This window comes from Afipia sp. MLSD5-FHT05B12, assembly GCF_058793355.1.
In genome coordinates this window covers 36,613-49,615 of record NZ_JBXAFS010000024.1, presented here as the reverse complement: position 1 = coordinate 49,615, position 13,003 = coordinate 36,613, and the positions used below count along the sequence as shown (strand labels likewise).

Below are 13,003 nucleotides of genomic sequence, written 5' to 3'. Positions count from 1 at the left end.
GCGGGGCGCTCGGGCGGTGGTGCATCGCCAGAGGCGGCCTGATGCGCGGCGGCGCGGCGAACCGCATCGGCCTCGACCCGGCGCACCGCGTCCTCGAGCGCCAGGCGCTCGCGCGTGATTTCGGCTTCGCTCAAGGCAGGCTGCACGCCGCGCAACTGGGAAATCAGCGCCGTCCGCGCCCGCTCATAGAGCGCGCGCCGTTGCTCGCCGGGGGCACTGGGGTCCAGTCCGGCGATGGCGCGGGCTATGAGCGGGTAGTAATCAGCCATTCTGATCCAGTTTGCAGGATTCTAACGCCATCCTGTTACTTAAAATATCGTCACATCCCCGGAAAAACGTCGCCGCCTTTCCGTCTCCTGCTCAGGCCTCGAATGGGTTTTGCACGAGGATAGTATCCTCGCGTTCCGGGCTGGTGGAAAGCAGCGCGATCGGGCAGCCGACCAGTTCCTCGACCCGCCGCACATATTTGATGGCCTGCGCCGGCAGATCCGCCCACGACCGGGCATTGGCCGTCGGCTCCTTCCAGCCTTCGATGGTCTCATAGATCGGCTCGACCCGCGCCTGCGCGCCCTCGCCCGCGGGCAGATGGTCGATCTCCTTGCCGTCGAGCTTGTAGCCGACGCAGACCTGGATCTCGTCGAAGCCGTCGAGGATATCGAGCTTGGTCAGCGCGAGGCCGTGGATACCGCAGGTCCGCGCGGTCTGCCGCACCAGCACGGCGTCGAACCAGCCGCAGCGCCGCTTGCGCCCGGTGTTGACGCCGAACTCCTTGCCGCGCTGGCCGATCAGTTCGCCGATCTCGTCGGTCAGCTCGGTGGGGAACGGCCCCTGTCCGACGCGCGTGGTGTAGGCCTTGCAGATGCCGAGCACATAGCCGACCGAACTCGGGCCCATGCCGGTGCCGGTCGCGGCCTGCGCCGCCACGGTGTTGGACGAGGTGACGTAGGGATAGGTGCCGTGATCGACGTCGAGCAGCGCGCCCTGCGCGCCCTCGAACAGGATGCGCTTGCCCTCGCGGCGCTTGTGATCGAGCAGATTCCACACCGAGTCCGCGAACGGCAGCACGCGCGGCGCGATCGCCGTCAGCTCTTTCAAAATGTCCGCGCCGTCGATCTCCGGCAGATTGAGGCCGCGGCGCAGGGCGTTGTGATGCGCCAGCAGACGATCGATCTTGTGCGGCAGCGTCTGCGGATCGGCGAGATCCATCAGCCGGATCGCGCGGCGGCCGACCTTGTCCTCATAGGCCGGGCCGATGCCGCGCTGGGTGGTGCCGATGGCGTTGGCCTTGCTGGCGTTCTCGCGCACCGCATCGAGTTCGCGATGCAGCGGCAGGATCAGCGTGACGTTCTCGGCGACGCGCAGATTGTCGGGCGAGATCTTCACGCCCTGCCCTTGCAGCTTGTCGAGTTCGGTCAGGAACGCCTGCGCGTCGAACACCACGCCATTGCCGATCACCGACAGCTTCGAGGGCCGCAGCACGCCCGAGGGAAGCAGCGCGAGCTTGTAGGTGTTTCCATTGATGACGAGCGTATGGCCGGCATTGTGGCCGCCCTGAAAGCGAACGACGATGTCCGCCTGCTCCGACAGCCAGTCGACGATCTTGCCCTTTCCTTCGTCGCCCCACTGGGCGCCGACGACGACAACATTAGCCATTTCCAGACAATCTCCCGCAACCCGCAAATTCGCTGGAAACCCAGCGCCTTGCAGCCAGGGTAGCGCTTGCGAGGCATGTCACCGGATAACGGATGCGCGCATGGGACGCAAGCGCCAACGGCAGTTGACGCCCATGCAGGATAGGGCGCAAATCATTGATATCCCCAAATAATTCCCGCCAGTCCCGGCCTTCCTTGCAAAGCCCATAATCCGTCACTGACATGAACGATCCCGCCCTGCGATCCGCGACATCCTGGCTCATGAACAGGCCATATCTGCTGCTGTCGCTGGCCCCGCTGTTCTGGGCCGGCAACATCGTGCTGGGCCGCTTCATCGCCGCGGATTTTCCGCCAATGGCGCTCTCCTTCCTGCGCTGGGGCTGCGCCTGCCTGATCGTTCTGCCATTCGCCTGGCCTCATCTGCGGGCTGACTGGCCGATGATCCGCAAGCACCTGCCGCTGCTCACGCTGCTCTCCCTCACCGGCCTCGCCGGATATAACGCCATCGCCTATCTCGGCCTGCAATCGACGCAGGCGCTGAACGCGCTTCTGATTCAGTCCTCGGGGCCTCTGTTCGTGGCGCTGTGGTCGCTCATTCTGCTCGGCATCCGGCTTACCTGGCCGCAGACCATCGGCATCGGCATTTCGCTGCTGGGCGTTCTCACCATCCTGTCGCGCGGCCAGCCGGAAATACTGACCGCGATTCATCTGAACAGGGGCGATCTGCTCGTCACTCTCGGGATGGTCGTGTTCGGAATCTACTCCGTGCTGGCGATGAAACGCCCGGCCATTCATCCGCTCGCCTTCGTCGCCTTCACGTCGGGTTATGGCACCCTGCTGCTGATTCCCGCCGTGATCGTGGAAGCCCTGAGCGGTCATCATCCGGCGCTGAGCGTGAACAACGCACTCACGCTGGCCTATGTCGCGATCTTCCCATCGATCCTCGCCTACCTGTTCTTCAACCGCGGCGTCGAGCTGATTGGCGCCAACCGCGCCGCGCCGTTCTTCCATCTGATCCCGGTGTTCGGATCGGTGCTCGCCATCGCCTTCCTCGGCGAGCGGCCGCACCTGTACCATCTCGCCGGCTACGCGCTGGTGCTGACCGGCGTCGTTATCGCCGCGCGGAAAAGCGCCCGGCGCGCGAGCGCGTAAATCATCCGGCCGATCCGGCTCATGCGGCCGGACGCATATCCTTCGCCAATTGCACAAGCCACCGCCTGACGGCCTTTTCGTCGGATGCGGTGAGACCCGCGCTCACCCGCTTCTCGACCCGGCCAGCGCGCTCGCGGCACTTCATCCGCAATCCATGTCCCGCAGCCGTGGTCTGCAACCGGAGAATCCGGCCATGCACAGCATCGGGCGACTTTTCGATCAAACCATCCCGCTCGAGATTCTTGACGATCAGGTTGATGGTCTGCGGTGTCAGCATGGTCAGCCGGGCGAGATCGGCGCCGGACAGGCCCGGATAGGAATCGATCATGGTCAGGATCGAAAACTGCGGCGGCGTCACGCCGAGGTCGGCCAGCGCCCGCTCCAGCGCCAGGCGCATCGCGGCCTGAGCCTGCGACAGCAGGTAGGGCAGATGCCCCTCTTCGCCGCGCATCGCTTCGCCGATCTGCGGAACCTGCGCGGAATGTGGTTTCAGGCTCTTGCGAATCATATCAGACCTCTTACAACATATCAGTACTCGAATATTATACGGAGCACAACATGAACGGCCGGCATGTCAGACTTCTCCAGCAGCATCTCGAAGCCGAGAACGCGCAGGATCTCGAGGGCACGCTCGCAACCCTTCATCCGGACTGCGTCTTCCAGGATCACGCGACGGGGCAGGTGTGGCGCGGGCACGGCGGCGCGGCGGATCATTACCGGCAATGGTGGACGACCTTCGACGTGACGGTGAAACGGTCGGCGGATCAATCCGCGGGCTGGCCGGACGACAACACGTTCATCGCGGAAGCGACATGGAGCGGCCGTCATGTCGGGGATTTTCTCGGAATCGCCGCGAGCGGGCGTGAGATATTGCAACGCTTCGTGGTGGTCGTCGGCTTTCGCGACGGACTGATGACCAGCGAGCGCTTCCATTACGATCTCGCTTCGCTGCTTCGCCAGATCGGCAGCGATGTGGTGCCCGACATCGTCAGCCTGCCTTACAGCACGATAGCGGCATGACGCCCAAGAAGCGTCGACCTTCGCTGAAGCCTCGTCAAAATTGCGATTTGCTCCCTCTCCCCGCTTGCGGGGAGAGGGTTGGGGTGAGGGGCTCGCTTCGCTACCTGCTGCAATAGCCCCTCACCCGACATGCCATAGCGCGTCGAAGACGCGCGTAAACGCGCTGATGGCATGCCGACCTCTCCCCGTAAAACGGGGAGAGGTAAAACAAGCGCGATGCCCGCGTAGCGCAACGGAGCAATCCGGGATTGGCGGTTGTGAAGGGTGCCAAATATCCCCACAACCTGATGCATCCTCTTTCCCAAAGACCCATGACCGTCGCCGATCCGCCCTTGCGCCAGTCTTCGCTTGCCTCACGGCTGGCGAACCAGCCCTACCTGCTGCTCAGTCTGATGGCGCTGTTCTGGGCCGCCAATATCGTGCTCGGGCGCTACGTCGCCGGCCACGTTCCGCCGTTCACACTGACATTCCTGCGCTGGGCCGGAACATTCCTCGTCGTAGGCCCTTTCGCGTGGCCCCATCTGCAACGCGACTGGCCGACGATGCGCCGGCACATGCCGCTGCTGCTGGTTCTGGCGCTGACCGGCTTCGCCCTCAACAACGCGCTGTCCTACTGGGGACTGCAACACACCCAGGCGCTGAACGCGCTGCTGATCCAGTCGTCGGGACCACTGTTCGTGGCGCTGTGGGCGCTGGTGCTGTTCGACGTGCGGCTGTCATGGATGCAGGCCGCCGGCATCCTCGTCTCGCTGCTCGGCGTACTCGTCATCGTTCTGCGCGGAGATCTTGCCGCACTGGCGGCGATCCAGGTCAACGCCGGTGACATCAGTTTCGCCGGCGCACTGTTCGTGTTCGGACTGTACTCCGCTCTCATGACGAAACGCCCGAAGATCAATCCGCTCTCGCTGATCGCGTTCACCACCGGAGCCGGAGCGCTGATGCTGGTGCCGCTGGTGGGATGGGAAGTCTCGATCGGCGACAGGCTGACGCTCGATACGCTGACGGCCGCCACCGTCGTCTTTGTCGTGATCTTTCCCTCGACACTGGCCTACATCTTCTTCAACCGCGGCATCGAACTGATCGGGCCCAACCGGGCCGCGCCGTTCTTCCATCTGGTGCCGGTGTTCGGTTCGGCGATGGCGATCGTACTGCTCGGCGAGAAGCCGGAGCTGTTCCATCTGGTCGGCTACCTGCTTGTACTGGCGGGCGTTATCACCGCATCGCGGCGCGGATCGGCCGGGAAACGTCCCGCTTCCTAGTGGAGTGGATTTTCGCCGCGACTTCGCGCAGTCTCTCCCTGAGGCGCTCATACGCGCCAAGCGAACGGCGCAGGTCACCGCTTCGGTGGCCTGACGACCGCAACGTAAAAAAAGATCAGGGCGGAGACACCATCAATGAATTTTCTGAAATCGACGATATCGCCAATGACCTTGGCGCTCGCCATCGCGGCCGGCATTCTGGCTGCCGGACCATCGGCCGCCCAGACGGCCTGGCCCGCACCGGGCAAGAACATCACGCTGGTGCTTCCGTTCGCGGCGGGCAGCGGCACCGACAGCACGACCCGCCTGATCTCGAAAGAACTCGCCGTCGGGCTCGGCACCAACATCGTGATCGAGAACAAGCCGGGCGCCAACGGATCGATCGCGGCGAGCTACGTCGCCCGCTCCGAGCCGGACGGCTACACGATTTTCGTCACGACCAATACGTCGCATTCGGCCAATCCGTATCTGCTGAAGAACATGACCTACGATCCGATCAAGGATTTCACGCCGGTCGCGCGCACCGGCGACCTGCCGTTCATGCTGGTCATCAATCCGGAGATCCCGGCCAATTCGGTCGCCGAACTGGTCGCGCTCGCGAAGAAGGACCCCGGCAAGTACTCCTACGCCAGCGGCAGTTCGTCGGCGATCGTGTCCGGCGCGACCTTCGCCACCCTTGCGGGCCTCGATCTGCTTCACGTTCCCTACAAGAGCTCACCGCCGGCGCTGACCGACGTGATCGCCGGCCGGGTGTCCATGATGTTCATCGACGTTCCGACGGGTCTGCCCCACGTCAACGGCAAGGCGCTGAAGGCGCTGGCGGTGACGACGATCAAGCGCTCCGCGCTGCTGCCGAACCTGCCCACCATGGACGAAGCCGGCGTCAAGGGTTTCGATATCACCTCCTGGCAGGGCTATCTCGGCCCGGCCAACGTGCCGAAGGATATCGTGACAAAGCTGAATGCGGAGATCCGCAAGGTCATCGAGCGGCCCGACATGCAGAAGGAACTGGCCGGCCGCGGCATGGAAGCGTTCTCCGGCACGCCGGAGAGTTTCGACAAGTTCCTGAAAGAGCAGCTCGTGGTGTGGGAAAAGCTGATCCGGGAAGCCAAGATCGAGAAGCAGTGAGTGCTGATCCTCGAGCAACCCACGATGTCGTCCCCGCGAAAGCGGGGACCCATTGCTCGAAGCAAGCTCATGATGACGGAAGATGGGTGTGACGTACCACGTCTACATTCTCGCGAGCCGGCCCAATGGCACGCTTTACATCGGCATCAAAAATAATCTTGCCTTGCGGCTATCTCAGCATAAGGGTGGCCACGGATCGGAATTCGCGCGGCGCTACAGCATTAGTCGTCTGGTGCATGTTGAAAGCTACGACAGGCCTTCAGATGCAATCCTACGGGAGAAGCAGCTCAAGAAATGGAACAGGGCCTGGAAAATCGAGCTCATTGAAAAGGACAATCCGGAATGGCGAGACCTGTCTGACTTCGCCGTCTCCGGAATTTCCTAGGAAGCGTGGGTCCCCGCTTTCGCGGGGACGACACCCTGCATGTAGCGATATTCCGCACAGCGAGCGTTACGCCGCCCGCACCTTGCCGAGGAATTCCTCCACCGCCGAACGCAGCATGCCCGACTGCTGGTCGAGATCGCGGGCGCTGGAGAGAACATCCGTCGCCGCCGTGCCGGTCGCAGCCGCGGCCGCGCTGACGCCGCCGATGTGATCGCTGATCTCGGTCGATCCCGCCGCCACCGACTGGATGTTGCGCGCGATCTCGCGGGTCGCGGCGCCCTGCTCTTCGACGGCGCTGGAGATGTTCATCGTGATCTCGCTCATCCGCGCGATCGTCTCGGTGATGCCGCCGATCGACACCACGGCGTCGCTGGTGGTCGCCTGCATCGCCGCGACCTGGGCCGAGATTTCCTCGGTGGCCTTGGCGGTCTGGTTGGCCAGCGCCTTGACCTCGGACGCCACCACGGCGAAGCCGCGGCCCGCCTCGCCGGCGCGCGCGGCCTCGATGGTCGCGTTCAGAGCGAGCAAGTTGGTCTGCGCCGCGATCGAGTGAATGAGCTGCACCACCTCGCCGATCTTCTCGGCGCCGCTGGAGAGAACCTGCACCGTCGCGTTGGTGCGCTCGGCGTCGCTGACCGCCTTGCTGGCGATCTCGTTCGACTGGTTGACCTGGCGGGCGATCTCGGCGACCGAGCTCGACAGCTCTTCCGCCGCCGCCGCGACCGTACCGACGTTACTCGATGCCCGTTCGGACGCCGAACCCACGGTGGCTGCGCGTGCGCTGGCATCCCGCGCCGACGCGGTCATGGATTCCGCCGTCGACTGCATGCCGGCCGCCGATGTCGCCACCGAGCGGACGATACCGTTGACGCTGCTCTCGAAGTTGCTGGCGATGCTGTTCATGACCGCCTTCCGCTCTTCCGCGGCGCGCTGCTGGGCTTCCGCTTCGACCTTTTCGAGACCGCGGATGCGCACCGCGTTGTCCTTGAAGACCTGCACCGTCGCAGCCATCGCGCCGATTTCGTCGCGGCGATCGCTGCCGGGGATGCTCTCCTCAAGCTGGCCGTCGGCCAGCGACTGCATGCGCGCGCCGAGCTGGCTGAGCGGACGGGTGATGCTGCGGCCGATCATCCAGGCAATCGCGCCGGAGACCGCGCCGATCATGAGAGTAGCCACAACCAGCGCCATGATGATCGGCATCAGCTTGGCATCGAGATCATCGAGATACACGCCGGTGCCAACGAACATGTTCCAGCCGGGAATGCCGACCGCATAGGACAGCTTGCGGATCGGCTTGTCCTCGCCCGGCTTCATGTATTCGTAGCGCAGCGTCACCTCGCCCTTGGCGGCGACACCGTCGCGCAGTTCGCGCGCCAGCTTGCGGCCGTTGGTTTCGACTTCGAGGCGGTTGCTGCCGATCTGCTTCAGGTCCGGGGTCGCCACGGTGACGCCGTCCATGGTGTAGGCGAACATGTAACCGCTGCCGTTGTCATACGTCAGCGTCCGGGCGCTGCGGCCGAATTCCGCGATCGCCGCATCCTTGGTCATCTTCCCGGCTTCAACCTGCTTTTGCAGCCCGATCGCCATGTTGCGCGCGGTTTCCACCAGCGCATGAGTCTGCGCCTCGCGCGCACTCACCATTTCCCGTTGCATCATGAAGGCGGAGTAGAGGCCCGCTGCGCTGAGGCCAAGCAGGGTCACACCGACCAAGATACCGAGCTTGGCGGCGATGGGCAGGTTGTTCAGAAATTTCACGATGAGACTCCGGGGCGGGCCGCGCTTCTGCACGGTTTCGTCTCAATCAATTATCGAAACTTCCTTTCGGGTTGGTTACCCAAGCGCCCTCGCGGCTCCGGCTCGCCGGAAAACAAAACGGGCCGGAGAAACTCCGGCCCGTGATTCGAAATCTGATTTTCAGAGCCGTCCCGGCGAAGGCCGGAACGGCGAGAATGACAGACGTCCCTCGCGCTCTAGAACGTCAACACCTTGGCCTGCTTGACCTGCGGCAGCGCCGCCACCTTGGCGAGAACATCGGCCGGCACCGCGCCGTCGACCTCGACCAGCGCGATGGCGTCGCCGCCCTGCTCGTTGCGGCCAAGATGGAAGGTCGCGATGTTGATCTTGGCATCGCCGAGCAGCGAGGCGAACTTGCCGATGAAACCCGGCTTGTCCTCGTTGGTGATGTAGATCATCGACTTGCCGAACTCGGCATCGACCCGGATGCCCTTGATGTCGACCAGGCGCGGCTTGCCGTCATGATAGACCGTTCCGGACACCGAACGCTCCTGCCGCTCGGTCGTCACCGTCACCGTAATCAGGCTCTCATAGTCGCTCCGCGCCGCACGGGTCACCTCATCCACCACCATGCCGCGCTCCTTCGCCACCACCGGCGCGGAGACGACGTTGACGTCGCCCAGCATCGGCCGCAGCATGCCGGTCAGCGCCGCCGAGGTCAGCGCCTTGATCTTCATGTCCGCGACCACGCCTTCATAAGTGATCGTGACCTTGGCGATGCCGGTTTCGGTGAGCTGGCCGGCGAACGAGCCGAGCTTTTCGGCGAGTTCGATGAACGGCTTCAGCTTCGGCGCTTCTTCCGCGGTGATCGAGGGGAAGTTGACGGCGTTGGAGATCGCCCCGGTCAAAAGGTAATCCGACATCTGCTCGGCGACCTGCAACGCGACATTTTCCTGCGCTTCCGTGGTGGAGGCGCCGAGATGCGGCGTGCAGATGACATTGGGATGGCCGAACAGCACGTTGCTCTTGGCCGGCTCTTCCACGAACACGTCGAAGGCCGCGCCCGCGACCTGCTTGGAATTCAGGGCATCGACCAGCGCCGCTTCGTCCACCAGACCGCCGCGCGCGCAGTTGATGATGCGCACGCCCTTCTTCATCTTGGCGATCGAGACCGCGTCGATGATGTTCTTGGTCTTGTCGGTGAGCGGAGTATGCAGCGTGATGAAGTCGGCGCGCTTGAACAGATCCTCAAGCTCGACCTTCTCGATGCCGATGTCCTTGGCGCGCTCCGGCGACAGGAACGGATCGAACGCGATCACCTTCATGCGCAGGCCGAGCGCACGGTCGGCGACGATCGAACCGATGTTGCCCGCGCCGATGATCCCGAGCGTCTTGCCGGTGATTTCAACGCCCATGAAGCGGTTCTTCTCCCACTTGCCGGCCTGGGTCGAGGCGTCGGCGGCGGGAATTTCGCGGGCCAGCGCCAGCATCAGCGTAATGGCATGCTCGGCGGTGGTGATCGAATTGCCGAACGGCGTGTTCATCACGATGATGCCCTTCGCCGTGGCGGCGGGGATCTCGACGTTGTCGACGCCGATGCCGGCGCGGCCGATGACCTTGAGGTTCTTGGCCTTCTCCAGAATCTTCGCGGTCGCCTTGGTGGCGGAGCGGATGGCGAGGCCGTCATAGTTACCGATGATCTCGGCGAGCTTGTCCTTGTCCTTGCCGAGATCCGGCTGGAAATCGACCTCGACGCCGCGATCCTTGAAGATCTGCACGGCGGCAGGGGACAGCGCATCGGAAATAAGAACTTTGGGTTTGGTCATGATGTTGATCCATCTTCGTCATTCCGGGGCGCGAGCCTTTGCGAGCGAACCCGGAATCCAGACGAGGTTTATGTGATTTGTGATTGGATTCCGGGTTCGCGCTTCGCGCGCCCCGGAATGACGAGTTAAGCCGCCTTGGCGAGCGAAGCCTTGGTCTCGGCGAACGCCCAGTCGATCCACTGCGTCAGGATCGCGACGTCCTTGGCCTCAACCGTCGCGCCGCACCAGATGCGAAGACCCGCAGGGGCATCGCGGTAGTGCGCGAAGTCGTAACCGGCGCCTTCCTTCTCAACCGCAGCCACGAGCTTCTTGGCGAAGTCAGCCTGCGCGTCGGCGGAGAGCGCCGTGATCGCCGGATCGATCACCTTCAGGCATACCGAGGTGTTGGAGCGGATCGCGGGATCGGCGGCAAGGAAGTCGACCCACGGCGTCTTCGCCTTCCAGTCGGCCAGCACCTTGGTGTTGGCGTCGGCACGCGCGATCAGCGCCTTGAGACCGCCAACCGACTTCGCCCAGTTCAGCGCATCGAGATAGTCCTCGACGCAAAGCATCGACGGCGTGTTGATGGTTTCGCCGACAAAGATGCCTTCATTGAGCTTGCCGCCCTTGGTCATGCGGAAGATTTTCGGCAGCGGCCACGGCGGCGTATAGCTCTCGAGCCGTGCGACGGCACGCGGCGACAGGATCAGCATGCCATGCGCGGCCTCACCGCCCAGCGCCTTCTGCCAGGAGAAGGTCACGACATCGAGCTTCGGCCAGTCGAGCGGCTGCGCGAACGCGGCGGAGGTGGCGTCGCAGATGGTCAGGCCTTCGCGGTCGGCCCTGATCCAGTCGGCATTCGGCACGCGCACGCCGGACGTGGTGCCGTTCCAGGTGAAGACGATGTCCGAGTTCTTGTCGGCCTTCGACAGATCGGGAATCTCGCCATAACCGGCGTGGAGCTTGACCACGTCCTTGAGCTTCAATTCCTTGACGATATCGCCGACCCAGCCTTCGCCGAAGGATTCCCATGCGATGGTGGTGACCGGGCGCGGCCCGAGCAGCGACCACAGCGCCATTTCAACGGCGCCGGTATCGGACGCAGGCACAATGCCGATCCTGTAATCGGCTGGCACCTCAAGCACTTCGCGCGTCAGATCGATCGCGAGCTTGAGTTTGGCCTTGCCGGTCTTCGCGCGATGCGAACGGCCGAGGGCTGCGTCCTTGAGATTTTGGGGGGTCCAGCCGGGGCGCTTGGCGCAGGGGCCGGAGGAAAAATGCGGCACGTTCGGCTTTGAGCCGGGCTTCGCTACAGTCATAATCTATCCTTCCAGATAGCTAGCCTCCCGTTGGGGGGAGGTGTCCCGCCGCCGTCAATATGGAAGGTTTGGGATTTCGTCAAGGAACATCGCTGGACGAAAATCACAAAGCTGGGATGCAGACGCCCGCCCCAGCCCGATCAGGCAGGTTTGCGCCATTCCTCCAGCGGGATATTGGGCATCTCGAAACGCTGCGTCGTGCGGGTGTACCAGCCGCCTTCCATGCGCCCGATCAGATCGAGTTTATCCGCGTCAACATACTGCCGTGCGGCATCGATCACCGCATGATCCTGCACATGGACCATCAGGATGCGGCCGAGCACCAGGCTGAATCCGCCGAGCACGACCTCCTGCATGAACGTGCATTCCATCGAGACCGGCGACGCCGCGATCCGCGGCACAGCGACCTTCTCAGACGGAACGAGTTTCAGGTCAGCCTCGGCCGGCTCCTCGACGCCCTTCGGAAATGCGATCGACGTGATCCGCATCTGCTGCGCGAGACTATAGGGCACGAGATTGACCACAAACTGTTCGTTGGCGCGGATATTGGCACGGGTGTCCTTCGGCTCGCCGAGTCCCTTGCTGCCGATCCCGATCCCGACCGTTGCCGGATCGGACCCGAACACATTGAAGAACGAGAACGGCGCGGCGTTCACGGCGCCGTTGCTGTCATGCGTGGTGATCCATGCGATCGGCCGCGGCAGCACGGTGGCCAGCAGCAGCTTGTAACGCTCGCCCGGCTTCATCGCTTCAAAATCGAATTGCATGAATCCCCCTCGCGCGAAGCCGTGACAGGCAACGCCGCTGCGCTCTCAATCGACTTGCAGTTCGCAAGTCATGCGGAGGGGACACTAAATGCTTTTTTAGAACTTACAACGCCGCGAAGCCCGGCTTCACACTTTGCATGGGGGGTCTGCGACGCTTTTCCCTAGAGCCCCAACCGCTTCTCCGACTCGCCGATCCAGCGCTTGACCGCGTCGTAGCCGTCGAGATGAAAGCCGCCCTCGTGGGCCGCGCGGGTGTAGGCCAGCAGCGCCACATCGGCGAGCGAGAACACATCATCGACAAAGAACTTTGTTTTCTGAAGCTGGTGCTCCATCAGCGCCAGCGCGGCGTAACCCCGCTTCACCTTTTCCGGATCGAGATCGCCCAGCGACTTGCCGAGATAAACCATCTGAAACCGGCAGACGGCGATATACGGCTCGTGGCTGTACTGCTCCCAGAACAGCCATTCATCCATCTTCGCCGACAGGAACGCTTCCGCGGGGATCAGGTCGGTGCCCCGTGCCAGATAGCGGATGATGGCATTGGACTGCGCCAGCGTGCGGCCGTCGTCGAGTTCGAGTACCGGCACCTGCCCCGCCCCGCTCAGTTTGAGAAACTCGGGCGTGCGGCTTTCATTTTTCATGGTGTCGACATCGACCCAGGTGTAACGGCGCGAAAGCTTGTCGCACACCCACTTCACTTTCAGGCAATTGCCGGATTTCAGATCGCCATAGACCTTCATGACCGCGCCCTTCCCGATGGCTGCTGCCTCCCTGAACCGGAG

The 13,003-nt window shown here is 63.4% G+C and carries 12 protein-coding genes and 1 pseudogene; 5 read left to right on the top strand and 8 right to left on the bottom strand.

The window, feature by feature from the left end:
- Together AC1Q6J_RS20925 and AC1Q6J_RS20920 are read right to left on the bottom strand one after the other, a co-directional pair.
- Positions 1 to 269: pseudogene (locus AC1Q6J_RS20925) on the bottom strand (hypothetical protein); the annotation flags it as partial.
- Positions 270 to 360: 91 nt separating this feature from the next.
- Positions 361 to 1,653 (bottom strand): adenylosuccinate synthase, encoded by a 1,293-nt coding sequence (locus AC1Q6J_RS20920; protein WP_492281074.1) that lies wholly within the window; start codon positions 1,651 to 1,653, stop codon positions 361 to 363.
- 221 nt (positions 1,654 to 1,874) lie between these two features.
- Here AC1Q6J_RS20920 and AC1Q6J_RS20915 point away from each other — a divergent pair, with 221 nt between their 5' ends.
- Positions 1,875 to 2,804 carry a DMT family transporter gene (locus AC1Q6J_RS20915; protein ID WP_492281073.1) on the top strand — a complete coding sequence of 310 codons (930 nt, stop codon included), beginning with the start codon at positions 1,875 to 1,877 and terminating at the stop codon, positions 2,802 to 2,804.
- A gap of 19 nt (positions 2,805 to 2,823) precedes the next feature.
- On the opposite strand, the gene AC1Q6J_RS20910 is transcribed toward AC1Q6J_RS20915, so the two are convergent.
- Positions 2,824 to 3,312, bottom strand: a complete 489-nt coding sequence (locus tag AC1Q6J_RS20910) for a MarR family winged helix-turn-helix transcriptional regulator (protein WP_492281072.1) — start codon at positions 3,310 to 3,312, stop codon at positions 2,824 to 2,826.
- Positions 3,313 to 3,362: 50 nt separating this feature from the next.
- On the opposite strand from AC1Q6J_RS20910, the gene AC1Q6J_RS20905 reads away from it, so the two are divergent.
- The 4 genes from AC1Q6J_RS20905 to AC1Q6J_RS20890 all read left to right on the top strand — a co-directional run bounded on the left by AC1Q6J_RS20905 (position 3,363) and on the right by AC1Q6J_RS20890 (position 6,596).
- Positions 3,363 to 3,824, top strand: coding sequence for an ester cyclase (locus AC1Q6J_RS20905; RefSeq protein ID WP_492281071.1), 462 nt, complete (start codon positions 3,363 to 3,365; stop codon positions 3,822 to 3,824).
- Between the two features lie 311 nt (positions 3,825 to 4,135).
- A complete protein-coding gene (locus AC1Q6J_RS20900; RefSeq protein ID WP_492281070.1) occupies positions 4,136 to 5,083 on the top strand; it encodes a DMT family transporter in 948 nt (315 codons plus the stop codon).
- A 135-nt stretch (positions 5,084 to 5,218) separates the two neighbouring features.
- Positions 5,219 to 6,211: a Bug family tripartite tricarboxylate transporter substrate binding protein gene (locus AC1Q6J_RS20895; RefSeq protein ID WP_492281069.1), complete on the top strand. Its 993-nt coding sequence runs from the start codon at positions 5,219 to 5,221 to the stop codon at positions 6,209 to 6,211.
- A gap of 88 nt (positions 6,212 to 6,299) precedes the next feature.
- Positions 6,300 to 6,596, top strand: a complete 297-nt coding sequence (locus AC1Q6J_RS20890) for a GIY-YIG nuclease family protein (RefSeq protein ID WP_492281068.1) — start codon at positions 6,300 to 6,302, stop codon at positions 6,594 to 6,596.
- Between the two features lie 66 nt (positions 6,597 to 6,662).
- Here the strand turns inward: AC1Q6J_RS20890 and AC1Q6J_RS20885 are convergent, their stop codons facing one another.
- From AC1Q6J_RS20885 to AC1Q6J_RS20865, 5 genes are all read right to left on the bottom strand, one after another.
- The gene (locus AC1Q6J_RS20885; RefSeq protein WP_492281067.1) at positions 6,663 to 8,351 is read right to left on the bottom strand and encodes a methyl-accepting chemotaxis protein; all 1,689 of its coding nucleotides are present in this window, start codon (positions 8,349 to 8,351) and stop codon (positions 6,663 to 6,665) included.
- A 215-nt stretch (positions 8,352 to 8,566) separates the two neighbouring features.
- The gene (gene serA, locus AC1Q6J_RS20880; protein ID WP_492281066.1) at positions 8,567 to 10,156 is read right to left on the bottom strand and encodes a phosphoglycerate dehydrogenase; all 1,590 of its coding nucleotides are present in this window, start codon (positions 10,154 to 10,156) and stop codon (positions 8,567 to 8,569) included.
- A 125-nt stretch (positions 10,157 to 10,281) separates the two neighbouring features.
- Positions 10,282 to 11,454 carry a phosphoserine transaminase gene (locus tag AC1Q6J_RS20875; RefSeq protein WP_492281065.1) on the bottom strand — a complete coding sequence of 391 codons (1,173 nt, stop codon included), beginning with the start codon at positions 11,452 to 11,454 and terminating at the stop codon, positions 10,282 to 10,284.
- Positions 11,455 to 11,594: 140 nt separating this feature from the next.
- Positions 11,595 to 12,221 carry a flavin reductase family protein gene (locus AC1Q6J_RS20870; protein WP_492281064.1) on the bottom strand — a complete coding sequence of 209 codons (627 nt, stop codon included), beginning with the start codon at positions 12,219 to 12,221 and terminating at the stop codon, positions 11,595 to 11,597.
- Positions 12,222 to 12,382: 161 nt separating this feature from the next.
- Positions 12,383 to 12,961: a glutathione S-transferase family protein gene (locus AC1Q6J_RS20865; protein ID WP_492281063.1), complete on the bottom strand. Its 579-nt coding sequence runs from the start codon at positions 12,959 to 12,961 to the stop codon at positions 12,383 to 12,385.
- Positions 12,962 to 13,003: the final 42 nt, after the last annotated feature.